Origin of the sequence: Mesorhizobium sp. M3A.F.Ca.ET.080.04.2.1 (assembly GCF_003952525.1) — a bacterium.
GTDB lineage: Bacteria > Pseudomonadota > Alphaproteobacteria > Rhizobiales > Rhizobiaceae > Mesorhizobium.
The window spans coordinates 2,852,325-2,875,899 of record NZ_CP034451.1; the positions used below are offsets into that span (position 1 = coordinate 2,852,325).

Here is a 23,575-nt window from a genome sequence, read left to right on the forward strand (position 1 = left end):
CGAGCGCGCCACGGCGATAGACGCCGTCATCAGGAAGTTCGGTCCGGGCGAAACAGCCGCGACCAATCAGAAAGACGCTAGGGCACAGCAATTCAATTCTGGCTGGCTAGAGCCAACCCAAGCCATGGATCGCGCCTCTTGATCCCGCATTCGCCTTCGTCCATAAGCGCGCCGTCGCAAGACTTTCGCCGGGCGGTTTCCAGCCGCATGATTGGCTCCAAAAAGTCTGCAACTTTTTGGAATCATGCTTATACGGCCCTCCACAAGCCATGGGGAAATCATGTCCGCCTTCAAGCCACTCGTCTTTTCGGGGGTCCAGCCGACCGGCAACCTGCATCTCGGCAACTATCTCGGCGCCATCAAGAAATTCGTCGCCCTCCAGGAACAGTCCGACTGCATCTACTGCGTCGTCGACCTGCATTCGCTGACGGCGCAGCTCGTCCATCAGGATCTGGGCGACCAGACGCGCTCGATCACCGCCGCATTCCTTGCCTCCGGCATCGACTCGAAGAAGCACATCGTTTTCAACCAGTCGCGGGTCATCCAGCACGCCGAGCTCGCCTGGATCTTCAATTGCGTGGCGCGCATCGGCTGGATGTACCGCATGACGCAATTCAAGGACAAAGCCGGCAAGGATCGTGAGAACGCCTCGCTCGGCCTGCTCGCCTATCCGAGCCTGATGGCCGCCGACATCCTGCTCTACCGTGCCACGCATGTGCCGGTTGGCGAGGACCAGAAGCAGCATCTCGAGCTCACCCGCGACATCGCGCAGAAGTTCAACAACGATTTTTCCGAGCGCATCGCCGCTCTTGGCGTAGGCGTCGAGATGGAGGTCGGCGAAGAGACCGTGAACGGCTATTTCCCGATCACCGAACCGGTGATCGGCGGCCCCGCGGCGCGCATCATGAGCCTGCGCGACGGCTCCAAGAAGATGTCGAAGTCGGACCCTTCGGACCTTTCGCGCATCAACCTGACGGACGATGCCGACACCATCTCGAAGAAGATCCGCAAGGCCAAGACCGATCCCGCGGCGCTGCCGAGCGAGGTCGACGGGCTGGAGAGCCGGCCGGAAGCGGAGAACCTGGTCGGCATCTATGCGGGGCTCGCCGAAATCTCCAAGGCCGACGTGCTGAAGGAATATGGCGGCCAACAGTTCTCCGTGTTCAAGCCGGCGCTCGCCGACCTTGCCGTGGAAAAGCTCGCGCCGATCGCTTCCGAGATGCGCCGCATCGAGGGCGACCGCGCCTATGTCGACGCCGTGCTCAAGGACGGCGGCGATCGTGCCCGTGCGATCGCCGAGGGGACGATGAAGACGGTACGCGACATCATCGGCCTGCTGCAGGACTGATCGGTCCCGCCTTCCATCGCCCTGTCGGCCGGCGGCTTGCCGCCGGTTCGTGGCGGTGGCAGATTGCGCCGAGTCTCATACCGAGCAGACAGACATGGTTTCCAAACGCCTTAGCCGCGAAATCGGCCATCGCCGCAAGTTCCTGGCGATCATCGACGACACGCCGGAATGCGAGCGCGCCGTCGCCTACGCCTCGACGCGGGCGCAAAGCACCAGCGGCGTGCTGGTGCTGCTCTATGTGATCGAGCCGGACGATTTCCAGCATTGGCTGGGCGTCGAGAAGATCATGCGCGAGGAGGCAAACGCGACCGCGCGCGCGGCGCTCGACACCTACGCCAACAAAGTACGCCAGAAGCTCGGCATCGAGCCCGAGCTGGTGGTGCGCGAGGGCAAGCCGACGGAAGAGATCCACAAGCTGATCGAGGAGGACCAGGACATCGCCATCCTCGTGCTGGCGGCCGGCGCCGGCAAGGAAGGTCCCGGCCCGCTGGTGAGCGCCGTGGCCGGACGGGGGGCCGCGTTCCCGATTCCGGTCACCGTGGTGCCGCAGAATTTGTCCGATGAGGAGATCGAGAGCCTGGCTTGAGATGTGCAGGTATTCCGGTGAGGCCGGCCTGACCCGAATACCAGTACATCTCAGCGTGAGTGCAAAGGGCCGAAAAAACATTCCGCCAGCCAGCCATTCGGGCGACGCGTTTCGCTTGAATGTCCAGCCGATAGAGCCTATTTAGAACTATTCCAAACTATCGGCCCGGCAAGGGCCTGGAGATATCCATGTTCATCCAGACCGAATCGACGCCGAACCCGGCGACGCTCAAGTTCCTGCCCGGCAAGGAAGTGCTGCGCGACGGCACCGCCGATTTTCGCGACGCCGCCAGCGCCGGCGAAGCCTCGCCGCTGGCCGGTCGGCTGTTCGAGATCCCCGGCGTCACCGGCGTGTTCTTCGGCTATGATTTCATCACCGTCAGCAAGGACGGGCCCGACTGGCAGCATCTGAAGCCGGCCATCCTCGGCGCCATCATGGAGCACTTCATGTCCGGCGCGCCGGTGATGGCGTCCGCGGCTCCGGCGAGCGACGCCGGCCAGACCGGCGAGTTCTACGACAAGGCTGACGAGGAGCTGGTTCTGACCATCAAGGAACTGCTCGACACCCGCGTGCGCCCGGCGGTGGCGCAGGACGGCGGCGACATCACCTTCCGCGGCTTCGAGAACGGCACCGTGTTCCTGCACATGAAGGGCGCCTGCGCCGGCTGCCCGTCGTCGACGGCGACGCTGAAGCACGGCATCCAGAACCTGCTTCGCCACTTCGTACCGGAGGTGCAGCAGGTCGAGCAGGTCGCCTGACGCCCATTGATAGTTCTACCCTGCTGACCATCTGGCTCGGTTTCCTGCGCTTCCGGTGCTCACGTACCAAAACGTACGCTCCGCTCCGGTTCTCGAAAACCAAACCATATGGATTCAGCAGGGCGAACTCTCAAAAGGGCGTCGATCCGCAACACGCCAAAAACAAAAAACCGGGCCGAATTGCCCGGTTTTCTGTTTTTGGACGTCTTGTTGTTGCCTAGACGGTCCGCCCACTAAAGCTTTTGGCCGCGGCCATCGCGATCACATCACGATGACCTTGGCACCGACCGAGGTCCGGTCGTAGAGGTCGATGATGTCCTGGTTCATCAGGCGGATGCAGCCCGAGGACATCGCCTTGCCGATCGAGAACCACTCCGGGCTGCCGTGCAGGCGGTAGCCCATGTCACCGCCCTTGTTGAACAGGTACATGGCGCGCGCGCCGAGCGGGTTCTTCAGGCCCGGCTCCATGCCGCCGGCGAATTTGGCGAGTTCCGGCTGGCGCCTGATCATCTGCGAGGGCGGCGTCCAGGTCGGCCATTCGCGCTTCAGCGCGATACGGGCGGTGCCGTGCCATTCGAAACCCTCGCGGCCGACACCGATGCCGTAGCGCATCGCCAGGCCGTCGCCCTCGACGAGATAGAGGAACTTGTTCTGGGTATCGACGATGATGGTGCCCGGCTTTTCCTTGGTGTCGTAGTCCACCTCCTGCCGGTGGAAGCGCGCCGGAACCTTCTCGATCGGGATGCGCGGCAGCTGATAGCCGGCATCGGTCATCGCGCCATAGTTGTTGGTGAACAATCGCGAGCCGATGGTGCTGCAGCCGCTGATCGCGGTCGACAACGCCAGAGCCGCGACGATTGCAAAAGACTTCAAGCGCATGAAGATGTCCGACGCCCTGCATAATAGCGGCGGCACGAATTGGCCGCCTTTCTTAACCATCATTCATGCTGTCATTTCTTTTGCTTGCCAAGCTCGCGCTGCCTATATGCATGGTCTTCCCTGACGGTATGCGCCGAACTGCGGCATTTCGGCAACATGGCTCTCGGGATTGTGAAGCAAAATCAATGAGGCTGTCCGACGGCTCGCCGTCAACAAGGAGAGAGCGCATGAATGTCGGCGATGCGGCGGAGCGTTCCGGCCTGCCGGCCAAGACCATCCGCTACTATGAAGAGATCGGCCTGATCCGGCCGGCGCGGGCCGGCAACGGCTACCGCGACTACTCCGGCGACGACGTCCACAGGCTGGCCTTCCTGCGCCGCGCCCGCAACCTCGGTTTCTCAATCGACGATTGCAGGCAGCTGATGGCGCTTTATCAGGACCGCGACCGCGCCAGCCATGACGTGCGCGAGATCGCAGCAGCCCATGTCCGGGCGATCGAGGAAAAAGTGCGCGAACTGCAGTCGATGCGCTCGACACTGCAGAAGCTGATCCACGCCTGCCACGGGGACGGCCGGCCGGACTGCCCGATCCTGGACGACATGGCGGGGACGGCGGAGGACGACAGGGTTGTAGGCGCTTAAGGACTGCCCGACAGGCCAGGTGCGCGTCATACGAAGGTGAAGCTGGACAGGCGCTCGATCCCGGTCTTAGCTCGCAACAACCACCACTCAGCGGCAGGAGCGCTTAACTGTGAAGGGATACTGGCTCATCATCGGCACCGAGATTTCCGATCAGGAAGCGCAGGCCGAGTATGGACGGCTGTGGAAACCCATCGGCGAGAAGTATCAGGCGCGCACCAACCCCTCGAAAACGCCGCCCTTGCTTAAAGAGGCGCGCGATGCCGGCCGGGTGCTCGTCGTCGAATTCCCGTCATTGGAGGCTGCCAAGGCCTGCTACGATGACCCGGCTTACGAGGAAGCGAAGCGGTTCGCGCTGCAGGCGTCGAGCCGCGTCTTGCTGATCTTCGAAGGGGACCTCGGGTAGCTGGAGTGAAGGGCCCTGCAATCGACCGCATAACCGTTTGACAAAACCAGTTGGCACTCGGCCGGCGGGCATGGACACATTGCTTTAACCGCTGCTAATCAATGCTCCTCGCAAAAAGGGGGATTTGGCAGATGAAGAAATATGAGAAGCCCACACTGGTCAAGGCGGCCCGCCTGCAAGCGCTGACGGCTCAACAAGTGAGCTCCCAGCCGCCAGTGGATGATAATAGCGATGGCTCCGGTACCGACGTTAACTAGGCCCCTGTCAAATTCGGATTTGTCAAAAATAAAGTCGCCTACTGATATCGCGCAATGAGACCACTATCGGTCAATGCAGGACTCGTACGGCGCCGTTGAAGTCCGTGCGGGAGATCACCGGGAGGGACGCCGCATTCATCCCCTGTTTTGGGGCTGGGTCGCGCTAGCGAATTTGCGTCGCCCACTCTCGAAACTTCTCAAGCAGGGAACGAAGCTGGAGCGGGCCGCCGGCGCCGTGAAACACGTTGCCCTCTGTCCAGCACGTCCACCAGTCGGTTTCATGCTCATAATTGTGCGAGACTGGATCAAGGGTCCGTCCGTCGCAGTCTGTCCCGGCTAGGTCGATTTTTAATGACCAACCCGGGTTATCGATGGTGTTGATTGAAGGACCAGCCCCGTGTTCCCAATCCCCATCGCATTGGGCTTCGTACCAGTGTGCCAACCAATCCAGAACATCCATCAGACTAAGCTAGCGAACTGCCCCAGCATGGAAAGACGGCCTTCAACCAAGCCGGATTTGTCGAATATGACGCCCACAACTAGGATGATCCTATATTTGACAGGTCCGGATAACGGGCTGATGATTTCAGGTGCGGAGGGCGATGGTTCTTGCAAGGGAGGGGAATACCATGGTCCGCATTTTTGCACTATCAGTCGCTTTCGCCACGCTTGCTCTTCCGACCTTCGCCGAGGACACGGTCGATACTGCAAAAGTCACCTGCAAAGAGTACCTCGACAGCGATCACAATTTGATGGTGGCGATGGAGACGGCGTTTCACGAGGCAATGAAGAACGATCCTAAGCTCGGCTCGCTCAATCAAGCCGAATTATCCCTTGTGATGTGGGACAATTGCACCGGCAAGCCAGACACGAAGGTAATCGACGCCCTGCAGGCGCAGTGATCGTTCCGGCGCAGCTTTGCAGAGCGTGGAAGGCTAGAAGGCCGTCGAGAGAGTTGGCGACTGGGCGATTATCTGGTTGACAAACCAAGGGTGCGATAGGAATATAATCCAGACAGGCCGGCATTCATAAGGACTCGCGAAATTAAGCGTGTAGAGTTATAATCTGCCCGTTCGCGGGGAATGGTCTTCGCCCCCGCAAATGAGGGCAACATGGCGGATTCAGAATCCTTGTCGGCAATGGATGCCGAAACCCCAAGATCGGTCACAAACGAAACCCGGGACGACAAACTCCCCGAGAGCAAATGGCGGGACTTCGCTGCGGCACTCGTCGAAGGCGAAGCAATAATCGCACGCCAGCGCGCTCTCATCGAAAAGCTCGCACAGGATGGGCATCCGACAGAGGAGGCCGAAAAATTCCTGCGCAAGTTCATGAAAACGCAAGCGGAGAACGTCGCCCGCTGGGAACTGATATCAGGTCAGGTTCAATCGAAAAGCCCCAGCGCTGACTAGCCGGCATTCGACTTTCTACCGCCTAAAGGTGTACAGTCCCCTCTTGGGAAGAGATGGTTATGCCCGAAACCACGACGCTTGAGATGCTAGAGCGCCACGTTCTCTTGGGAGAGCGCCACATAGAGCGCCAGCGAGAGATCGTTGCTGACTTCCGCCACAGGGGCTACCGGACTGACCTAGCCGAAGAGCTTTTGGACCTGTTCGAGCAGATGCAGATTTTGCACGTCGCTCACCGGGATCGGCTTTTGAATTCAACGCAAGGCTAGGGATCGGCGCCAGGGCTTAGGCAGGTACGCTGTACATGCATGACCTAACGTTAGCTTGCGCTAATGTCGTGAACGAAGGGTGAATCGCGGCAACCTTCGGCCTGAGGACTCGTTAACCGATTCGAGTCAAGAGGCTGATATGGCTTTTCACGGCAAATCACTTTACTATCCAGTTCACTACTGGGGGACGCCATGAGCCATATCGATCATTCGCAGTTGCAGCGAGTTTCGGTGATCTTCGAAAAGCGGCCCGATGGCGGGCTTCGAGTATCAAGCCCCGACGTGCCAGGTTTTAGACTGTCGCACAGTCGGGCAGACTTGGTTACAGCCGATATAATTCCAGCGCTTGAAACGATAATCGGCGCAATGATTGGGAAGCCAGTTCGCGTAACAATGGCGGGCAAACGGCTCCCTCTCCCGTCGGAAGCTCTGCAACAGACAACCGCTGACTACGTGGCTAAGATAGCCGCCTGATGATCGCAGTTCGGCTGCTTCAGCGGCACGAATGGGAGAAGCGCCTTCGGTCCTACGGCTGCTATCCCATTGACGGTCTGACCGAGCTAAACACGTCTGAATGGTGGCGCTGGCCTTGGGGAGGCGCGCCCTTCACTGTTTCATCAGAGTTCGATGGGTCGATGGACGAATGGGCCTTTCAAGGCATCATGCGCGACATGGCCGAACTCGCGCCGCCCGATTGGGAATTCAGCGACCCATACAATGCGGGGAAACCGAAGGCCTAGTTCTTGGTGTCGTCACGCTTGCGCCGCGCGAGTTCCTTTATCTGCTCATTGGTGAGCTTGGGCGCGTTGGCGATCTTTTCAACCGCGGCCTCGAAGGCTTCGTCCGACTGATCGGTTCCAAGTTCGCGCGCTGCTTTGCGGAATTTTTCGATCTGGGATTCTTTCATCGCGACATCCGCTTGATTTGTGTGTGTGCAATCCACACAGGCACGCTTGAATGACATGCCGACTCATGCGATAAGGGCTGTGTGGAGTTCGTGGCTCCGCACAGCCCTGAAACCTCAACCCAGCCCGGTAGGCCAAGAGACGAGGAGGTTGCGAAGAAGATGACGGTCAGAATAGCAGGAGGGGGTCCACGACCCCTGATGTCCCACTGAGAAGGCCGCCTGTCGGCTGCTTCGCAGTCAGTATCGACGGTCTCCCGTATAACACTGCTAAGCTCTGGGAGCAAGAAAAATGTCAGTGGAATCAATGTCCACAGACCCGTACGATGTCGTGCTTAACGATCTGCGGGCCAAGAAGGCTCAAATAGAACAAGCCATTAGCGCCATCGAAGCAATCCGAGGCGGGATGCCTGCCGGCCCTTATTCTGGCGCACCTTCTGCGGCGGCTACGGCACAAAATGGCGATATTGATTCGCCCGGTGCATTCCTTGGCATGTCCATCGTGGACGCGGCAAAGAAGTTGCTCGCAGCCAAGCGCCAACCGTTGCGAAATCCCGACATCGCGGCTGCATTCAAGCGTGGTGGGTTGGCTTTGAACTCGAAAGATGCCGTCAACACAATTGGCTCGGTGCTTACCCGCCGCTCCAACGAAGTTGGCGATCTGGTGAAGGTTGATCGCGGAACTTGGGGTCTCAAAGAATGGTATCCCAACAGGAGTTTCAAAAAGGGCGCTCCTGTCGAAAAGGGTGAGGCGGTTGCATCGCCGCTCCTGTCAGATGAGGAATTCCTCGGCGATACCCGCATGCTTTCTGTAGACCAACTTGCCAAGCTGAAGGCAGCTGGCATGACCGAGGAAGAACTTCGGGCAATGCCGAAAGCCGAAGCCGACCAATATTTGGACTTGCTCGCATAGCAAAGCCGGGGTTCATCGCCCCGGCTTTTTCCTGTGCCTCGCGTATCGCCAGAGCGGTAGCTCTAACTGCACCGGCTTGCGGTAGTGCCTTCGCTTATCGTCAAGCAGGTCTGCGATAGGTGAGGCGCTTTCCCTTGACGCCGTTCAACGCGATGGAAGCGCGGGTGCCGTCATCGACGCCAAGCGCAACGCGGTTCGAATAGCGGAAATCAAATTCGGCAAGGTAGCGGTGCAGGTGGTGTTCGCTGCAATGCTGATAGACGCCCTTCATGCCACGCTTGAAGATCGAAAAGAAGCCTTCGACCGTATTGGTGTGGACGTTGCCGCGAACATATTCGTCCTTGGAGTGCGTGACGAACTCATGCGAGGCGAAATCCTGGCCCGCGCGGCGATAGATGCCGCTCTCGTCGGTTATCAATGCGCTTTCCTTGGCGATGTTGGCGCGGACGATAGGCATGACGTTGCCCATGCGCGCCGTATCGACATGGAAGGAACGGGCACGGCCACCGCGCTCGACCAGCGTAACGACCGTGTTCTTGTGGGCGCTGCCGCCACGCTTGAGGGGCGAGCCTTGCAAACGACCGATATAGGTTTCGTCGGCTTCAACGGTGCTGCCATTGCCGCCCATCGGGGCAAGCGCGCCAGAAGCCATAGCAAGGCGAATGCGATGGCACAGGAACCAAGCGGCCTCATAGGTGCATTCGAGTATGCGGTGCATCTGGTGGGCGCTGATACCCTTCTTAGAGGCGCACATAAGGTGGATGGCCTGTAGCCACTTGGTGAGCGGCAGATGGCTTTCCTCGAAGATCGTACCCATGCGGACGGTGAACTGTGAACGGCAGGCGCTGCACTTGTACAGGCCATGACGCTCGATGCCGTTCGGGTTCTTCTTCGAAGGCTTGGTGCGAACGCCCTTCAATGCGTAGTGGCGATCAACGCTACCGCACTTCGGGCAAACAGGACCGTTCGGCCACAGTATGGATTCGACATGCTCGAAAGCCTTGGCTTCGTCATGGAATTCGGGGCGGGACAAAACGGACATAGCGATAACTCCTTGGAATCGTTATCGCAGTTCCCGTTGGGTTTGTCAACCAGATAATCGCCGGCGACTGGAGGGTTCAAACCGTGAACAAAATCTGGCATGGTACCGGCCATGCCGATCGTTTCCCCGATTCCCCTCAACCCTCTGATCGACGGTCGCCAGTCCGAGCGCGCCATGCTGGTGAGGCGCGGCGTGCAGCGGCTCTTGAGCCAGATGGGCGCGCATGTGCTGCCGGAGCTGTCCCTGGCCACCGGACGTCGCGCCGATCTCGTGGCGCTGACGCGGCAGGGCGACATCTGGATCATCGAGATCAAATCGTCGATCGAGGATTTTCGGGTCGACCGCAAATGGCCGGATTATCGGCTCCACTCCGACCGCTTCTTCTTTGCCACCCATCCCGGCGTGCCCGCGGAAATCTTTCCGGAGGAATGCGGCTTCATCCTCTCCGACGGCTACGGCGCCGAGATCCTGCGCGATGCGCCGGAGCACCGCATGGCGGCGGCGACGCGCAAGGCGCTGATGCTGCGGATTGCTCGTGCGGGCGCCGCGCGGCTGCTGGCGGCGGAACTCGCCGGTGTTTCGGTGCCGGTGCTGGACGGCGAGAGCGAGTAGCTGGCTGCTTGGGCTTGCAATAAATTTCCACCCGTCGGCGGCCCTATTCAATTTCCTCCTCGACCCCACCCGCCTCCGGCGCCAGCAGGAGCACCGCCGCGCCGGCAAGCGCGGCAATCAGCGAGCCGGCGAGGATGCCGACCTTGACCGCGTCCTGAAGGGCGGCGTCGTTGGCGAAGGCGAGCAGGCCGATGAACAGGCTCATGGTGAAGCCAATGCCGCACAGCAACGAAATGCCGATCATATGCAGCCAGCCGGCATTGGCCGGCAGGTCGGCGAGGCCGAGGCGGATGGCGAGCGCCGAGGAGCCGAACACGCCGATCAGCTTGCCGAGCACCAGGCCGGCGGCGACGCCCAAGGTCAGCGGCTCGACCAGAGCGGCGAGGCTCAGGCCGCCGAGCGAGACGCCGGCATTGGCGAAGCCGAAGACCGGGATGACGATGAAGGGCACCAGCCGGTGCAGGCCGTGCTCCAGCCGGTGCAGCGGCGAATGCTCGGCATCGTGGCCCGTGCCGGCGGAGCGTTCGAGCGGAATGGTGAGCGCCAGCGCCACCCCGGCCAGCGTGGCATGCACGCCCGATTTCAGCACCAGCACCCAAAGCAGCGCGCCGAGCACGAGATAAGGCATGAGGCTCATCACCCGGATGCGGTTGAGCACGACGAGCGCGGCGATGACCGCGAAGGAGGCGCCCAGATAGGCGAGCGACAGGCCGCCGGTGTAGAACAGCGCGATGATGATGACGGCGCCGAGATCGTCGATGATGGCCAAAGCGGTGAGGAACACCTTTAGCGAGGCCGGGACCCGGCTGCCGAGCAGCGACAGCACGCCGAGCGCGAAGGCGATGTCGGTGGCGGTCGGGATCGCCCAGCCGGACAGTGCTGCCTGGTTGCCGCGGTTGATGAGGACATAGACCAGCGCCGGAACCACCATACCGCCGGCGGCGGCGATGCCCGGCAGCATGCGGCGCGGCCAGGTGGAGAGCTGCCCGTCCAGCACCTCGCGCTTGATCTCCAGCCCGACCAGCAGGAAGAACACCGCCATCAGCCCGTCATTGATCCAGTGCGAGACGCTGAGCGGCCCGAGATAGGCATGCAGGAGCGCGAAATAGGTTTCGGCGAGCGGCGAGTTGGCGACGATCAAGGCGAGCGCCGCAGCCGCCATCAGGACGATGCCGCCGGCCGCCTCGCCGTCAAGGAATTCGCGAAGCATCGATTTCGGCCGCTGGTCGCGCATGTCCCCTCCCTACCCAACCTGTTGGCCGGATTCATTCATGATGATGGGCATGATGATGGGCAAGCCTTGTCGGCGACGCAAGTCGCCCAGGGCCTTGGAGAATGGCCGAGACGACCGTCGCTTCGTTGGGGAGGCCTTCGCCAACAGTGAGCTTGCGACGGCTCCCCAAACGACGCGCTCAGCGCGGCGCGCGTTTGGCCAGTATGCGCTGCAAGGTGCGGCGATGCATGTTGAGCCGGCGTGCGGTCTCGGAGACGTTGCGATCGCACATTTCGTAAACGCGCTGGATGTGTTCCCAGCGCACACGGTCGGCCGACATCGGATTTTCCGGCGGGGCCGCGCGCTCGCCTGAGGTGCGGGTGAGCGCCGCGAAGACGTCGTCGGCGTCCGCCGGCTTGGAGAGATAGTCGACGGCGCCGAGCTTCACGGCGGTGACCGCCGTGGCGATGTTGCCGTAGCCGGTCAAAATGATGGTGCGGGCATCGTCGCGCTTCTCGCGGATGGCGGCGACGACGTCGAGCCCGTTGCCGTCGCCCAGCCGCATGTCGACCACCGCATAGGCCGGCGGATTGGCGCGCGCCTTGGCCACCGCCTCCTGGACGCTCTCGGCGGTGTCGACGGTGAAGCCCCTGGTTTCCATGGCGCGGGCAAGCCGGGTCAAAAACGGCTTGTCGTCGTCGACGATCAGCAGCGAGGTGTCCTCGCCCTCTACCATTGCACCGGTGCTTTCGTCTGCGCTCATCGCTTTCAGAGTTCCTGCTGGCTTAAAGCGCGTCGCCCTACTCGCTGATCAAGCAATGCGCCTTAAAGTCCTTTTCCCCACGCCTGCCTTCCCCAAAACCGCCGCACACTTTTAGAGCGACATGCGTTAATTTTACGCAGATACAATTCCGCAACAGCAATGTCCAATTTTTAGAGCCGGCAACAGAGCTGCCATGCGCAATGCGCATGGGTGCTCAGGCATTGTCGAACATGGAGGCGGAAGCCTGCTCGGAATTGAGGAAGGCGCCGCGCGGCCAGGCGATATGCACGATCGCGCCTTCGCCGAGACCGCTCGAATTGCGGAAATCGAGCGTCGCGCCCGACCGCTCCAGCAAGGTCTTGGCGATGAACAGCCCCAGCCCGAGGCCGCCGCCGGCCTCGGTGCCCTGGCGCGTCGACATGTAGGGCTCGCCGATGCGGTCGATGATCTCGGCCGGGAAGCCCCTGCCGTCGTCGATGATCGAGAAGGTGACGGTGGTCTCGTTCCAGCTCCAGCTCACAGTGACGGATTCGCGGGCGAAGTCGACGGCGTTCTCGACCAGATTGCCAAGCCCGTAGATGACGCCCGGATTGCGCTGCCCGACCGGTTCGGGACCGATGCGCTCCCCGGGCCGCAGGCGGATCGCGATGCCGAAATCGCGATGCGGCGCCGTCACCTCCTCGACCAGCGAGGTCAGCGGGAGGCGCGACAGATGCGCCTCGCCTTCCGAGGACAGGCTGGTCAGCCGCTTGAGAATCTCGCGGCAGCGCTCGCTCTGCGAGCGCAACAGCTTCACGTCGTCGGCAAATTTCGAATCCTTGCCGATCGCCTTTTCCATTTCCTTGGAGACGACGGTGATGGTGGCCAAAGGCGTGCCGAGCTCGTGCGCGGCGGCGGCGGCAAGCCCGTCGAGCGCCGACAGATGCTGCTCGCGCTGCAGCACCAGCTCGGTAGCGGAAAGCGCGTTGGCAAGCAGGCGAGCCTCCTCGGCGACGCGGAAGGCATAGATGGCAGTGAACGCGATGGAGGCGAACACCGCCATCCACATGCCCGCGACATAAATGAAAGGCATCTGCAGCGGCGAGCCCTCATACCAGGGCAGCGGCAGATGGAAGAACACCAGCAGGCTCGCCATCACCATGACGAGCGCCCCCAAGATTGCGGTAAGGCGCAGCGGCAGCGACGCGGCGGAGATGACGACCGGCACGGAGAGCAGCACCGAGAAGGGATTGGTGAGGCCGCCAGTCATGTAGAGCAGGCCGGCAAGCTGCAGGCTGTCGAAGGTCAGGATGGCAAAGGCCGAGAGCGGCGCCAGCCGGTGCGCCGCCGGATAGCGGAAGGTCAGCCACAGATTCATCCAGGCCGAGCAGGCGATCAGCGCAAAGCACATCGAGACCGGCAGCGGGAATTTCAGCCCATAGGCGACGACGAGAACCGCCAGGCTCTGACCGACTATGGCGAGCCAGCGCAAGCGGACCAGCGTGTTCAGCCGCAGACGCTGGCTCTGCTGGAAATCGGGCGTGCGCAGGATCTTGATCATGGACAAGGATTACATCCGCTCGCGCGGAAGCGATAGAGCATGACTCTCTCAGGTTCCGCGGGGCTTGGCGCGGGCGGTGGCGGCCGCCAGGAGCGGGTTTTCCGGCCAGACATGCTTGGGATAGCGGCCGCGCATGTCGGCGCGCACATCCGCCCAGGAGCCGCGCCAGAAGCCCGGCAGGTTCCGCGTCGTCTGGATCGGGCGATGCGCCGGCGACAGGAGCTCCAGCGTCAGCGGCACCGTGCCGTCGGCGATCGCAGGATGGCGGTCGAGGCCGAACAGTTCCTGCACGCGGATCGCCAGCACCGGCCATTCGCCGTCATAGCGGATCGGCACATGGCTGCCCGACGGCGCATTGAAATGGGTCGGCGCCAGCGCGTCGACCTTGCGCTGCAGCTCGTGCGGGACCAGCGACATGAGGGCGGCTGTGAGCGTTGCCGGCCTGATCGCCGCAAAAGAGGCCTCGCCCTGCAGGAAGGGCAGCAGCCAGCCGTCAAGCCGGTCGAGCAGCGCCTGGTCCGAGACATCCGGCCAGGACACGCCAAGGCCGCGATGGAGCCAGCCGAGCCGCTGGCGCAGCGCCTCGGCCTCCTTGCCCCAATCGAGCAGCGATAGGCCATGCTGGCGCAGGGCGTCCAGGATGGCGCGGTCGGCATCGGCGCCGGAGGGCGGCGGCAGCATGCGCTCGGATAGCGTGATGGCGCCAAGCCGCGCGGCCTCGCGCACGCGCACGGCGCGACGCTCGCGGTCGAAGCTCGTGTCGCGCCGGGTCTCGATGCGGTCGGCAAGAGCCGCGCGGATGTCGGCTTCGTCGACTGGAGCCGCCGCGGTGATACGGGCGTTCTGCGCCTTGCCCTGCAGGTCGGCCACGACCAGCCAGGTCTCGTCTGCCAGCGGATCGGCGGCGTCGACCATCGCGCCCGAACCGTTGGCGAGCACGAAGCGGCCGCGCTCGCCGCGCGCCCTGGCGACACGATCCGGCCAGGCGTGGATGAGGAGAGCGCCGGCGTTCTTACCCTCCCCCTTGAGGAGAAGGGTCGGTCCGGGCACGCGGCCGGCGACCCCGCCCCTTGAGGTGGCCTGCTTCGCAAGCCGCTCGGCCAGCTGCCGCGCGGCATTGGCGCGGGGCGATTTCTCGGCGCGAAAGCGTATCAGCCGGCGTTCGAGGTCGGCGCTGTCGCCGCCCAGGCCGCGCTCGGTGAGCAGCAGCGCGAGCGCTGCCGCTTCGAGCGCATGACCCGTGGTCGATGCTTCCGCCACCATGTGAGCGAGCCGCACCGGCAGCGCCAATCCGCGCATCGCGGCGCCCGCCTCCGTCAGCCGGCCGGTGTCGTCTATGGCGTGCAGTGCCTGGAGCAGCGTCCGCGCCTCGTTGAGCGCCGGTGTCGGCGGCGGATCGAGAAAGGCCAGGCTGGTCGGATCGGCGACGCCGAAGGCGGCGCAGTCGAGGAGCAGGCCCGACAGATCGGCCTCGAGGATTTCCGGCGGCGTGAAGGCGGGAAGCGCGGCCGTCTGCTCGGCCCGCCACAACCGGATGGCGACTCCTTCTTGAGTGCGCCCGGCGCGGCCGGCGCGCTGATCGGCCGAGGCCTTGCTCGCACGCACCGTTTCCAGCCGGGTCAGGCCGCTCGCCGGCTCGTAGTGCGGCAGCCGCGACAGGCCGGAATCGATGACAACCCGCACCCCGTCGATGGTGATCGAGGTCTCGGCAATCGAGGTCGCCAGCACCACTTTGCGGCGGCCGGGCGGAGCCGGCCTGATCGCCGCGTCCTGCATCCTGTTGTCGAGCTGGCCATAGAGCGGAACGATATCGGTGTCGGCAGCGGTGTTGCCCTGCAACCGCTCGGCGGTGCGCTCGATCTCACGCTGTCCGGGCAGGAAGGCGAGCACGCTGCCTGGCTCGGTGGCCAAAGCCGAACGCACCGCCCTCGCCATGGCATCCTCGATCGCCACACCCGCCGGCCGTTCGTCGTAACGGACCTCTACGGGGAAGGCGCGGCCCTCGCTTTCGATCACCGGAGCCCCGGACAGAAGTCTGGCGACGCGCGCACCATCGAGCGTCGCCGACATGACCAGCAGACGCAGGTCCGGCCGGAGCGCGCCCTGCACGTCGAGCGCCAGCGCGAGACCGAAATCGCCGTCGAGCGAGCGTTCATGGAATTCGTCGAAGATCACCGCCGACACGCCAGGCAGTTCCGGGTCGTCGAGGATCATGCGTGAGAGCACGCCTTCGGTGACGACGAGGATCTTTGTCCGCGCCGAGATGCGGTTCTCCATGCGCATGGCATAGCCGACGGTGCCGCCGGGCTCTTCTCCGAGCAGCTCGGCCATGCGGCGCGCGGCGGCGCGGGCGGCCAGCCGGCGCGGCTCGAGCAGCACGATCCTGCCCTCGCCCAGCCAGGGCGCGTCGAGCAGCGCCAGCGGCACGAGCGTGGTCTTGCCGGCGCCGGGCGGCGCCACCAGCACGGCGCTATTGCGCGCGGCGAGTGCCTCAGCAAGTACCGGCAGCACGGCAGTTACCGGAAGCTCCGGCAAAGGTCTTGTCTTCATTGCGCCCGCATATCAGCGGCCATGGCCGGGGCGCAATGACGGCGTCACTGCACGAATAGCTTGCACAGGCGGCCAGGCCGGGCAGAATCCCGTTCGGCACATTTCATTCCGGGAGAGGCAAGTGAAGATACTGGCGCTGGGCGCTCATCCGGACGACATCGAGATCTTCATGTTCGGCACGATGACCGCCTATGCCGCGCTGGGCGCCGAGCTGAGCTTTGCGATAGCCACGGATGGCGCCAGGGGCGGCACGGGCGGCGACCCAGCGGCGCTCGCCAAGGCGCGGCGCAGTGAGGCGGCCGCGGCGGCCGGGCTGCTTGGGGTCACGCCGCGCTTCATGGATTTTCCCGACGGGTCACTGGTCGCGGATGCCGCTCTCATTGCCGCGCTGAAGGCACTGATCGGCGAGATCGAGCCCGATCTCGCGATCACGCATGCGCCGAACGACTATCACGGCGACCACCGCGCGCTGTCGGACGGGATGCGCATCGCCGCATCCTTCGCGGTACCGGTGCTGCATGCCGACACGCTCGGCGGCACGGGTTTCTCACCGACACACTATGTCGAGATTTCCCATCATTGGGACGTCAAGGCGAAAGCGATCCGGGCGCATAGATCGCAGGGTCCGGAGCACTATGTCGACAGGGCGCGGATACAGAATGAATTCCGTGCCGGCCAGTGCAACGGCGGGCCCGGCGCGCTGGCCGAGGCTTTCCGCTTCGAGCCTGTCTTTCCTTTCGCCGACATACGCGCATTGCTGCCGCCGGCGCCGCCGCTCCGGCCGGTGATGGGAAGCACCAAACCGGTCGGCTAGTTCTCTGCCGCCGGCAGTTCGACATGCTCTCTCTGGCCTAGGCGCGGCTTTTCTGCGATATCCGGGCGGCCAATTCGCGACTTTACCAGCTGATGCTGCCATCACTTTCGCCTGCCGAAGAGAAATTGCTGCTCGATTTCGCCGACCCCGAAGCGCCGGCCGGCGGGGGCCAGACCGTTTCGGCGAGCCGTTGGATGGCCTTGCTAACAAATGCCGAGTTCCACGGCGTGCTGCCGATCATGCTGCGCAAGCTCGGCGAGCGCGGCGACGCCAACCTGCCGGACGATGCCGCCTTGCGGCAGAAGTTGGTTGAATTGCGCGACCAGACCACACTGGCAACCGGCCAGTCCATGCTGCTGCAATATCATGGCGACCGCGTCATGAAGGCTCTGGCGGCAAGAGGCGTTCCGGCGCGGATCGTCAAGGGACCGGTCTTCGCGCGCAAGCTCTATCGCCATGCCGCCGACCGGCCGTTCACCGACATCGACATCCTGGTCGACCCGACCAGCATCGGCGAAGCCAACAGCGTGATCGCCGAATGCGGCTTCAAGCTTGCCAGCGGCGAGGCCAAGTCGCACGACCTGCAGGAATTCAAATGGCTGGAGAACGAGAATTCCAGCCTGCTGATCGAACTGCATGGCAATCTGGTCCATGATTCAGGCATGCGCCGACGCTTGTCGCTCGGCTTTCGCGAGCTGCGGATCATCGACGGCGACGAACCCGACAGCCCGGCTTCGCTGCTTACCATCGCCATCGTCCATGCCGCCGGGGGTCACAAATTCCATCGGCTGCAGCTTTGCGTCGACGTGCTGCAGGGCGTGCGCGCGCTGCAATCGCCGGAAGCGGAAGCGCGCCTGCTGGAGGCGGCGTGGATGACCGGCATCGAGCTCGAGTTGGCTACCGTGCTCAACGTGACCGGACATCTGTTCGACATGCCGCGGGCGATCGAGCTAGCCGGCCGCATCAAGCCGGATCTGGCGATACGTGTGGCCAAATGGCTGATCACGGGGAACATGCTGCTTCGCGTGAATTCGAAAGAGAAGATGCGCTCCCGTCTGAGCCGCGATGCGTTCCGCTGGGTGCAGAGGCTGGCCCGGCCAAGGCCCTATTTGGCCTCAGGCCGATAGAGTTCGCCGGAAACGTCGCGCTGAAACGGCTTCAGCCGACGCGCTTTTCGGCTTTGTTTCTACGCATGTCGTCGCCCCAGAACCGCTACACACTCCTGGACGACATGCATTAACGAGCCAGCGCAGCAAGGATCAGAGCCGCTGCGTCCGCCGGGCTTGCGCCCACTTCGAGTGTGAAGGTCGGCACGGCTTTGACAAGCGCGGCGATTGTCGCCATCCGCCGTTTCTGCATCGCCAGCAGGCCGGTCATGCCGGTCCTGACATTGTCGGCGGCTAAAGCCACCATGGCGTCGGTCCTCGCCATGGGTATGAGCCTGGTCTGGCCGTCGGCGGCGCGGGCGAGATGAAGCAGTGCCGCGACCGGCCGGGCACCGGCATCCTCGATGCGGATAATTTCCTTCAGCCGCTCCAGTGACACGGCCTGCTCGCCGTTGCCGTCCCATTGGCCACCGAGGCAGGGCAAGACGAAGGGCAGCATCGCGGCCGTGTTGCGGTGGATTTTTGCCGCGCGCGGCAGCCCCCAGGCCAAAGGCGCTGATGAGGCGGCGTCGACGATCATGGCATCGTCGGAGCAGAGGCCAAATCCTTGCGACGTCAGCGCCAGCGATGTCGTCGATTTGCCGGTTCCGCTCGGCGCATGGATCAGGATCACGCCGTCGCGATCCGGCAGCGTCAGGCCGGCAGTGTGCAGCATATGCTGGCTACCGGCGTCGAGGGCGGCGTCGAGCGCCAGCATCCCCAACGTCCAGAGGACCCTCGCGCCTGCCAGAACCCGGATCTCGGCCTTGGCATCGGCGGCGTGAATCGCGGCGGCCTGCCGACCCGGGAAGATCAGATGGAGGGCCGAGCCGGCATCGATCATGCGGCAATGGCCGTCGAGCGGCACCTCGCCGTCGAAGGCGAGCGAACCTTCCGGCGCTTCGTCCAGGGATTGCGTCTCGCTGATGCTCAGCCTGAAGCCCGGCTTTGCCGGCGCCGCCAGCCGCAAGCTGCCAAGCATGGCCTCGAAATCCCGCCAGAGCTCGGGGCGCGGTGCATCGACGCCAAAGACGCGGCCATTGAGATCATAGCAGACGGAAGCGGCCGATGCGGTCAAGCTGGCTTCGCCCTGGCAGTGCCGGCGTGGTGGCGGTAGATCTCCACCATGCCGGGCAGGCTGTCGCTGACCACCGGCTTATCGTCCAGACAGACCCAGCAATGCGCCGACAGGCGCGGTTCCTGCATCGACTTGGCATCGACACCGAAACGCAGGTCCGGATCAAAACCCGCCATGCGCAGGAAACGGAACCCGAGCAGCCCTTCGCGCAGACATCTGCGGTCGCGCATCAGCCAGGGGTGCCGGACCGTGCGGTTGACGCTGGCGACGATGTAGGCCGACGGCAGGCCACGATAGGGCGTCGGCGCCTGGAGCGGCGCCCATTTGAGCACCGTCTCGAAGTCACGCTGGCCAATCAGGACCGGCATCAGCCGCGCGCTCAGCCACAGATGAAGGCGAAACAGCGCGCGCAGGAACGGTCTGTCGGCCATCAGGCGCCCGGGTCGGCGAGGATGCCTTCGGCCACCAGTTCGGCCGCCAGTTCGGCCATATCCTGGTCGAGCGTGTCCCTGGCGACTTCGAATTCATCCGACAGCAGGCCGACGATCTGGTCGAGGCTGCGTGCGCCGTCGACCTTGTCGAGAAAGGCCTCGGTGGTGCCGTTGCAAGTGTAGAGCTGGCCGCTGCGCGCCAAAAGCACGACCGCGCCGTCTCCGACATGCTGAACGGACGCGTCGTCCGCCAGGCGCAGCACCGTTTCAGAGGCGATTTCGACCAAGGATGCGCTCCAGACCCAATTGCCGGAGAGGAATTAGCGCGACGATGCGGCGCTGTCCATCGCCTGCATCAGGCCGTCAGGGCATCGGCCCGGCGACGGCCGGAACGACGGCTGGTTGCGGTGAGCGCAATGATACCGCCAGGGTTGCCATCCTTCCCCAAAGTAAGCTAAGAGTCCGCCGGGTTCCGCGGAGTGAGTTGTATGCGTTACAATTGGGATCGGGCTCCGACGACTTTCGAGCGCCATCGGAAAGCCTTGGCGGCTGCCATTTTGATCGCCGGCGGGGTCGGGCTGATGCTTGCGGCACTGCCTATCTAAAAGTAAGCGACTTTCGACCCGGCTTGTGTAACGGCGCTCCGCCTGGAAGCGTCGCTCGGATCGGTTTGGCGGCGATGTCGGCCAAAATGCAGGAAGACTGGCCGGCAGAAGCGGCTTAGGCTATTCGCCATACGACGAAATATTCCGAGGAGGAAGGTCGATGGCCTCACGCTACCATGAAGTCTATGAGGGCTGGAAACGCGACCCCGTAGGGTTCTGGGCCGAGGCCGCCAAGGCGATCGACTGGTATTCGCCCTACGACAAGGTCTTCGATGCCGAAGCCGGCGTTTATGGCCGCTGGTTCGCGGGCGCCAGTTGCAACACCTGCTTCAACGCCATCGACCGCCACGTCGCGGGCGGGCGCGCCGACCAGCTGGCGCTGATCCACGATAGTGCGATCACCGGCACTGTTCGCAAATTCACCTATGCCGAATTGAAACGCGAAGTGGTGGCGCTCGCATCCGTGCTCAAGAACCGGGGCGTCACCAAGGGCGACCGGGTGATCATCTACATGCCGATGGTGGCGGAAGCGGCCATTGCCATGCTCGCCACGGCGCGCATCGGCGCGATACATTCGGTGGTGTTCGGCGGCTTCGCCTCGCATGAGCTTGCCACCCGCATCGATGACGCCAAGCCGAAGCTGATCATCTCGGCATCCTGCGGCCTGGAGCCCGGCCGCGTGGTCGCCTACAAGCCGCTGCTCGACAAAGCAATCGAGATGTCAAGGCACAAGCCCGACGCCTGCCTCATCCTGCAGCGCGACCAGTTGCGCTGCGAGATGAAGGACCATTACGACATCGACTATGCCGACGCGGTCGCCCGCGAGCGGGCCGCCGGCGCCAATGTCGACTGCGTCCCGGTAATGGCCACCGATCCGCTCTACATCATCTACACGTCCGGCACGACCGGCCAGCCGAAGGGCATCGTGCGCGACAATGGCGGGCACATGGTGGCGCTGAAATGGACGATGGACAACGAGTTCGGCGTCAAGCCGGGCGAAGTGTTCTGGGCGGCTTCCGACGTCGGCTGGGTGGTCGGCCATTCCTACATCGTCTACGGCCCGCTGCTGCATGGCGCGACAAGCGTGCTCTTCGAAGGCAAGCCGATCGGCACGCCGGACGCCGGCACCTATTGGCGGGTGATCGCGGAGCACGGTGTGGTGGCGCTGTTCACCGCGCCGACGGCCTTCCGCGCCATCAAGGGGCAGGATCCCAAGGGCGAGTTCGTGCCGAAATACGACCTGTCGAAATTCCGCACGCTGTTCCTTGCCGGCGAGCGCGCCGACCCCGAAACCATCAAATGGGCGGAGCAGAAGCTGAACCGGCCGGTGATCGACCATTGGTGGCAGACCGAGACCGGCTCGCCGATGACGATCAACCCGGCGGGGCTCGGGCTGCTGCCGGTCAAATACGGCTCGCCCGGCGTGCCGATGCCCGGCTATGACATCCAAATTCTCGACGATGCCGGCCATGACGTGCCGCGCGGCACGCTGGGCAACGTCGTGGTCAAGCTGCCCCTGCCGGCAGGCTGCCTGCCGACGCTGTGGAATGCCGATGCCCGCTTCCGCCAGGCCTATCTGGAGGAGTTCCCGGGCTTCTACAAGACGGCCGACGCCGGCATGATGGATGAGGACGGCTACCTCTATGTCATGGCCCGTACCGACGACATCATCAATGTCGCCGGTCATCGGCTGTCGACGGGCGCCATGGAGGAGGTTCTGGCCGCGCACCCCGATGTCGCCGAATGCGCCGTCATCGGCATCGCCGATGCAATGAAGGGCCAGGTGCCGCTCGGCTTCGTGGTGCTCAACGCCGGCGTCTCGCGGGATGTCGCCGCCATCGAGAGCGAAGTGGTGGGGCTGGTGCGCGAACGCATCGGTCCGGTCGCCGCCTTCAGGACGGTGGTCACGATCAAGCGCCTGCCCAAGACGCGCTCCGGCAAGATCCTGCGCGGCACGATGCAGAAGATCGCCGACAAGGAAGAATGGTCGATGCCGGCGACCATCGACGATCCGGCAATTCTCGACGAGATCACGGCGGCGTTGAAGGGACGAGGCATCGGGCTCTAGCACGATACCCGCCACCGTTCGGGATGTTGCGACGTGGCGATTTTTGTGATTGCCGCAGCGCCCAATCTTTATTGTGCGACGCAGCAGGCCACCCTAGAGTTGCGGCGGGGGGCCATCCGGCGGCACGGCATTGGCTCAGCAGAAAATAACATTCGGCGGCGTGGACATATTGCGTTTCCTGGCGGCCGTCATGGTGATGTTCTATCACTACGGCTTCTGGGTATGGGCATTCCCCGACGGCGTCTCGGCTTGCGCAAGCGGCGGCGTCCCTGCCCATCCCGAGATGGCCTTTGTCGGCTCAGGCTGGGTCGGCGTGCAGGTGTTCTTCGTCATCAGCGGCTTCGTCATCGCCTTCAGCGCCGAGAACTCGACGCCGCTCAAATTCTTCGAGGCGCGCGTCAGGCGACTGGCGCCGGCAGTGTGGATCTGCGCGCCGATCTCGGCGATCGTGCTGTTGCTGGCCGATCTTTCCTGGCCGACCGACGCCGTGGTGCGACTTGCCCGCACGGCGTTGTTCGTGCCGTTCGAGCCGTGGGTGGACAGCGTCTACTGGACGCTCGGCATCGAGATTGCCTTCTACGCTATCGTTTGGGCAATGCTGCGCCTTGGCCGCTTCGACCTGATCGAGACGGTCGCGATTATCATCGGGCTCGCAAGCACGCTGTTCTGGTGCCTCTTTTTCGCCTTCGGCTGGACCGACCTTGCGGAGACGCGCTGGCTGCAGCTGACGCTGGTGCATCATGGCGCGTTCTTCGCGGTGGGCGTGCTGCTGTGGCTGATGCGGTTCAAAGGGTTGACCGCGGCGCGCCTGGGCTTCTGCGCGCTGTGCCTCGCCGGCGGCGTGCTGCAGATCGTGAGCTCGGTGGACGTCCATAGCCTCAAGGTTGGAGCCACGATGCCTTATGCGCCCCCGATCGTCATCTTCCTGGCGGCGGTGGCACTGATGGCCTGGTCGCTCAGGCTCGATCTTTCCTGGCGCGGCTGGCGCCGGCTGGGGCTGATGACCTATCCGCTCTATCTGATCCACGACGTCGTCGGCGCGGCGATGCTGGGCAGCCTGATGCGGACGGGCGTGCCATATCTCGTTTCGATTCCGATCGTCGGCGCAACCATGGTCGCGACAAGCTGGCTGGTGGCGAGCGAGGCCGAGCCGCGTATCCGGCTTCTGCTCGACCACACGCTTTTCCGCTACCGGCTGAAGCCCGCCTGAGCGCGAACCTTGCCTGACACCAGGTCGGTTCCTGGCCGGGGCGAGCCTGCGCTGGTGTGGAATTGTTTGCATTCGGCATGATATCGAGGCTTGGTCTGCGCCGGTGTGGCGCAGCGCCTGTGCGAGCACCGAGCCAA

At 63.6% G+C, this 23,575-nt stretch carries 27 protein-coding genes; 16 read left to right on the forward strand and 11 right to left on the reverse strand.

What is annotated here, in order from left to right; genetic code table 11:
* Window positions 1–280: 280 nt before the first annotated feature.
* The 3 genes from trpS (at window position 281) to EJ074_RS13605 (ending at window position 2,692) form a co-directional block, all read left to right on the forward strand.
* The gene (trpS, locus tag EJ074_RS13595; RefSeq protein WP_095806666.1) at window positions 281–1,348 is read left to right on the forward strand and encodes a tryptophan--tRNA ligase; all 1,068 of its coding nucleotides are present in this window, start codon (window positions 281–283) and stop codon (window positions 1,346–1,348) included.
* 94 nt (window positions 1,349–1,442) lie between these two features.
* On the forward strand, window positions 1,443–1,934 hold the full coding sequence (locus EJ074_RS13600; protein ID WP_095806667.1) for a universal stress protein: 492 nt from the start codon (window positions 1,443–1,445) through the stop codon (window positions 1,932–1,934).
* A gap of 188 nt (window positions 1,935–2,122) precedes the next feature.
* Window positions 2,123–2,692 (forward strand): NifU family protein, encoded by a 570-nt coding sequence (locus tag EJ074_RS13605; RefSeq protein WP_129553516.1) that lies wholly within the window; start codon window positions 2,123–2,125, stop codon window positions 2,690–2,692.
* A 261-nt stretch (window positions 2,693–2,953) separates the two neighbouring features.
* Here EJ074_RS13605 and EJ074_RS13610 read toward each other — a convergent pair whose 3' ends face one another.
* A complete protein-coding gene (locus EJ074_RS13610) occupies window positions 2,954–3,571 on the reverse strand; it encodes a L,D-transpeptidase (RefSeq protein WP_129553517.1) in 618 nt (205 codons plus the stop codon).
* Between the two features lie 227 nt (window positions 3,572–3,798).
* Between EJ074_RS13610 and cueR the strand changes: the two genes are divergently transcribed.
* The 3 genes from cueR (at window position 3,799) to EJ074_RS30605 (ending at window position 4,872) form a co-directional block, all read left to right on the forward strand.
* Window positions 3,799–4,212, forward strand: coding sequence for a Cu(I)-responsive transcriptional regulator (gene cueR / locus EJ074_RS13615; RefSeq protein WP_095806669.1), 414 nt, complete (start codon window positions 3,799–3,801; stop codon window positions 4,210–4,212).
* A gap of 109 nt (window positions 4,213–4,321) precedes the next feature.
* Complete coding sequence (locus tag EJ074_RS13620; RefSeq protein ID WP_095806670.1) at window positions 4,322–4,615, forward strand: DUF1330 domain-containing protein; 294 nt, start codon at window positions 4,322–4,324, stop codon at window positions 4,613–4,615.
* 131 nt (window positions 4,616–4,746) lie between these two features.
* Window positions 4,747–4,872 (forward strand): hypothetical protein, encoded by a 126-nt coding sequence (locus EJ074_RS30605; protein WP_280952445.1) that lies wholly within the window; start codon window positions 4,747–4,749, stop codon window positions 4,870–4,872.
* Window positions 4,873–5,035: 163 nt separating this feature from the next.
* Here the strand turns inward: EJ074_RS30605 and EJ074_RS13625 are convergent, their stop codons facing one another.
* Window positions 5,036–5,332 (reverse strand): immunity 53 family protein, encoded by a 297-nt coding sequence (locus tag EJ074_RS13625; protein ID WP_095806671.1) that lies wholly within the window; start codon window positions 5,330–5,332, stop codon window positions 5,036–5,038.
* A gap of 169 nt (window positions 5,333–5,501) precedes the next feature.
* Here EJ074_RS13625 and EJ074_RS13630 point away from each other — a divergent pair, with 169 nt between their 5' ends.
* From EJ074_RS13630 to EJ074_RS13645, 4 genes are all read left to right on the forward strand, one after another.
* Complete coding sequence (locus EJ074_RS13630; RefSeq protein WP_165349929.1) at window positions 5,502–5,774, forward strand: hypothetical protein; 273 nt, start codon at window positions 5,502–5,504, stop codon at window positions 5,772–5,774.
* Between the two features lie 210 nt (window positions 5,775–5,984).
* Window positions 5,985–6,284, forward strand: a complete 300-nt coding sequence (locus EJ074_RS13635; protein ID WP_129553518.1) for a hypothetical protein — start codon at window positions 5,985–5,987, stop codon at window positions 6,282–6,284.
* A 59-nt stretch (window positions 6,285–6,343) separates the two neighbouring features.
* Entirely contained in the window at window positions 6,344–6,550 is a 207-nt protein-coding gene (locus EJ074_RS13640; protein ID WP_245454851.1) for a hypothetical protein, read from the forward strand.
* Window positions 6,551–7,023: 473 nt separating this feature from the next.
* Window positions 7,024–7,290, forward strand: a complete 267-nt coding sequence (locus EJ074_RS13645; RefSeq protein WP_129553520.1) for a hypothetical protein — start codon at window positions 7,024–7,026, stop codon at window positions 7,288–7,290.
* Here the strand turns inward: EJ074_RS13645 and EJ074_RS29685 are convergent.
* A complete protein-coding gene (locus tag EJ074_RS29685; protein WP_165349930.1) occupies window positions 7,287–7,457 on the reverse strand; it encodes a hypothetical protein in 171 nt (56 codons plus the stop codon). The two genes, EJ074_RS13645 and EJ074_RS29685, sit on opposite strands and share 4 nt — an antisense overlap.
* A 289-nt stretch (window positions 7,458–7,746) precedes the next feature.
* Here EJ074_RS29685 and EJ074_RS13650 point away from each other — a divergent pair, with 289 nt between their 5' ends.
* Window positions 7,747–8,367 carry a winged helix-turn-helix domain-containing protein gene (locus EJ074_RS13650; protein ID WP_129553521.1) on the forward strand — a complete coding sequence of 207 codons (621 nt, stop codon included), beginning with the start codon at window positions 7,747–7,749 and terminating at the stop codon, window positions 8,365–8,367.
* Window positions 8,368–8,467: 100 nt separating this feature from the next.
* Here the strand turns inward: EJ074_RS13650 and EJ074_RS13655 are convergent, their stop codons facing one another.
* Window positions 8,468–9,409, reverse strand: coding sequence for an IS1595 family transposase (locus EJ074_RS13655; protein ID WP_129553522.1), 942 nt, complete (start codon window positions 9,407–9,409; stop codon window positions 8,468–8,470).
* Window positions 9,410–9,520: 111 nt separating this feature from the next.
* On the opposite strand from EJ074_RS13655, the gene EJ074_RS13660 reads away from it, so the two are divergent.
* A complete protein-coding gene (locus EJ074_RS13660; RefSeq protein ID WP_165349931.1) occupies window positions 9,521–10,021 on the forward strand; it encodes an MmcB family DNA repair protein in 501 nt (166 codons plus the stop codon).
* Window positions 10,022–10,064: 43 nt separating this feature from the next.
* Here the strand turns inward: EJ074_RS13660 and nhaA are convergent, their stop codons facing one another.
* From nhaA to hrpB, 4 genes are all read right to left on the reverse strand, one after another.
* Window positions 10,065–11,255: a Na+/H+ antiporter NhaA gene (gene nhaA / locus EJ074_RS13665; protein ID WP_095806674.1), complete on the reverse strand. Its 1,191-nt coding sequence runs from the start codon at window positions 11,253–11,255 to the stop codon at window positions 10,065–10,067.
* 178 nt (window positions 11,256–11,433) lie between these two features.
* Window positions 11,434–11,997, reverse strand: coding sequence for an ActR/PrrA/RegA family redox response regulator transcription factor (locus EJ074_RS13670; protein WP_095806675.1), 564 nt, complete (start codon window positions 11,995–11,997; stop codon window positions 11,434–11,436).
* A 214-nt stretch (window positions 11,998–12,211) separates the two neighbouring features.
* Window positions 12,212–13,537, reverse strand: coding sequence for an ActS/PrrB/RegB family redox-sensitive histidine kinase (locus tag EJ074_RS13675; RefSeq protein WP_165350077.1), 1,326 nt, complete (start codon window positions 13,535–13,537; stop codon window positions 12,212–12,214).
* 48 nt (window positions 13,538–13,585) lie between these two features.
* Window positions 13,586–16,087, reverse strand: a complete 2,502-nt coding sequence (gene hrpB, locus EJ074_RS13680) for an ATP-dependent helicase HrpB (RefSeq protein ID WP_095806677.1) — start codon at window positions 16,085–16,087, stop codon at window positions 13,586–13,588.
* 121 nt (window positions 16,088–16,208) lie between these two features.
* On the opposite strand from hrpB, the gene EJ074_RS13685 reads away from it, so the two are divergent.
* A complete protein-coding gene (locus EJ074_RS13685; protein WP_095806678.1) occupies window positions 16,209–16,901 on the forward strand; it encodes a PIG-L deacetylase family protein in 693 nt (230 codons plus the stop codon).
* A gap of 92 nt (window positions 16,902–16,993) precedes the next feature.
* Entirely contained in the window at window positions 16,994–18,028 is a 1,035-nt protein-coding gene (locus EJ074_RS13690; protein WP_095806679.1) for a nucleotidyltransferase family protein, read from the forward strand.
* Window positions 18,029–18,137: 109 nt separating this feature from the next.
* On the opposite strand, the gene EJ074_RS13695 is transcribed toward EJ074_RS13690, so the two are convergent.
* The 3 genes from EJ074_RS13695 to EJ074_RS13705 are packed head-to-tail and all read right to left on the reverse strand — an operon-like array spanning window position 18,138 to window position 19,842.
* On the reverse strand, window positions 18,138–19,124 hold the full coding sequence (locus EJ074_RS13695; protein WP_095806680.1) for a serine kinase: 987 nt from the start codon (window positions 19,122–19,124) through the stop codon (window positions 18,138–18,140).
* Window positions 19,121–19,555, reverse strand: a complete 435-nt coding sequence (locus EJ074_RS13700) for a lasso peptide biosynthesis B2 protein (protein ID WP_095806681.1) — start codon at window positions 19,553–19,555, stop codon at window positions 19,121–19,123. Before EJ074_RS13700 ends, EJ074_RS13695 begins: the two co-directional genes overlap by 4 nt.
* Window positions 19,555–19,842, reverse strand: coding sequence for a PqqD family protein (locus EJ074_RS13705; protein WP_095806682.1), 288 nt, complete (start codon window positions 19,840–19,842; stop codon window positions 19,555–19,557). Before EJ074_RS13705 ends, EJ074_RS13700 begins: the two co-directional genes overlap by 1 nt.
* Window positions 19,843–20,320: 478 nt before the next feature.
* Here EJ074_RS13705 and EJ074_RS13710 point away from each other — a divergent pair, with 478 nt between their 5' ends.
* Window positions 20,321–22,228 carry a propionyl-CoA synthetase gene (locus EJ074_RS13710; RefSeq protein WP_095806683.1) on the forward strand — a complete coding sequence of 636 codons (1,908 nt, stop codon included), beginning with the start codon at window positions 20,321–20,323 and terminating at the stop codon, window positions 22,226–22,228.
* A gap of 130 nt (window positions 22,229–22,358) precedes the next feature.
* Window positions 22,359–23,438: an acyltransferase gene (locus EJ074_RS13715; RefSeq protein WP_095806684.1), complete on the forward strand. Its 1,080-nt coding sequence runs from the start codon at window positions 22,359–22,361 to the stop codon at window positions 23,436–23,438.
* Window positions 23,439–23,575 lie beyond the last annotated feature (137 nt).

Bases quoted from the DNA above. Each gene is read 5' to 3' on its own strand.
- EJ074_RS13645 (WP_129553520.1), top strand. From the start codon at position 7,024: ATGATCGCAGTTCGGCTGCTTCAGCGGCACGAATGGGAGAAGCGCCTT.
- EJ074_RS13650 (WP_129553521.1), top strand. From the start codon at position 7,747: ATGTCAGTGGAATCAATGTCCACAGACCCGTACGATGTCGTGCTTAAC.
- EJ074_RS13610 (WP_129553517.1), bottom strand. From the start codon at position 3,571: ATGCGCTTGAAGTCTTTTGCAATCGTCGCGGCTCTGGCGTTGTCGACC.
- EJ074_RS13710 (WP_095806683.1), top strand. From the start codon at position 20,321: ATGGCCTCACGCTACCATGAAGTCTATGAGGGCTGGAAACGCGACCCC.
- EJ074_RS13635 (WP_129553518.1), top strand. From the start codon at position 5,985: ATGGCGGATTCAGAATCCTTGTCGGCAATGGATGCCGAAACCCCAAGA.
- EJ074_RS13640 (WP_245454851.1), top strand. From the start codon at position 6,344: ATGCCCGAAACCACGACGCTTGAGATGCTAGAGCGCCACGTTCTCTTG.
- trpS (WP_095806666.1), top strand. From the start codon at position 281: ATGTCCGCCTTCAAGCCACTCGTCTTTTCGGGGGTCCAGCCGACCGGC.
- EJ074_RS13660 (WP_165349931.1), top strand. From the start codon at position 9,521: ATGCCGATCGTTTCCCCGATTCCCCTCAACCCTCTGATCGACGGTCGC.
- EJ074_RS13670 (WP_095806675.1), bottom strand. From the start codon at position 11,997: ATGAGCGCAGACGAAAGCACCGGTGCAATGGTAGAGGGCGAGGACACC.
- EJ074_RS13700 (WP_095806681.1), bottom strand. From the start codon at position 19,555: ATGGCCGACAGACCGTTCCTGCGCGCGCTGTTTCGCCTTCATCTGTGG.
- EJ074_RS13655 (WP_129553522.1), bottom strand. From the start codon at position 9,409: ATGTCCGTTTTGTCCCGCCCCGAATTCCATGACGAAGCCAAGGCTTTC.
- cueR (WP_095806669.1), top strand. From the start codon at position 3,799: ATGAATGTCGGCGATGCGGCGGAGCGTTCCGGCCTGCCGGCCAAGACC.
- EJ074_RS29685 (WP_165349930.1), bottom strand. From the start codon at position 7,457: ATGAAAGAATCCCAGATCGAAAAATTCCGCAAAGCAGCGCGCGAACTT.
- EJ074_RS13600 (WP_095806667.1), top strand. From the start codon at position 1,443: ATGGTTTCCAAACGCCTTAGCCGCGAAATCGGCCATCGCCGCAAGTTC.
- nhaA (WP_095806674.1), bottom strand. From the start codon at position 11,255: ATGCGCGACCAGCGGCCGAAATCGATGCTTCGCGAATTCCTTGACGGC.
- EJ074_RS13690 (WP_095806679.1), top strand. From the start codon at position 16,994: ATGCTGCCATCACTTTCGCCTGCCGAAGAGAAATTGCTGCTCGATTTC.
- EJ074_RS13605 (WP_129553516.1), top strand. From the start codon at position 2,123: ATGTTCATCCAGACCGAATCGACGCCGAACCCGGCGACGCTCAAGTTC.
- EJ074_RS13625 (WP_095806671.1), bottom strand. From the start codon at position 5,332: ATGGATGTTCTGGATTGGTTGGCACACTGGTACGAAGCCCAATGCGAT.
- EJ074_RS30605 (WP_280952445.1), top strand. From the start codon at position 4,747: ATGAAGAAATATGAGAAGCCCACACTGGTCAAGGCGGCCCGCCTGCAA.
- hrpB (WP_095806677.1), bottom strand. From the start codon at position 16,087: ATGAAGACAAGACCTTTGCCGGAGCTTCCGGTAACTGCCGTGCTGCCG.
- EJ074_RS13630 (WP_165349929.1), top strand. From the start codon at position 5,502: ATGGTCCGCATTTTTGCACTATCAGTCGCTTTCGCCACGCTTGCTCTT.
- EJ074_RS13675 (WP_165350077.1), bottom strand. From the start codon at position 13,537: ATGATCAAGATCCTGCGCACGCCCGATTTCCAGCAGAGCCAGCGTCTG.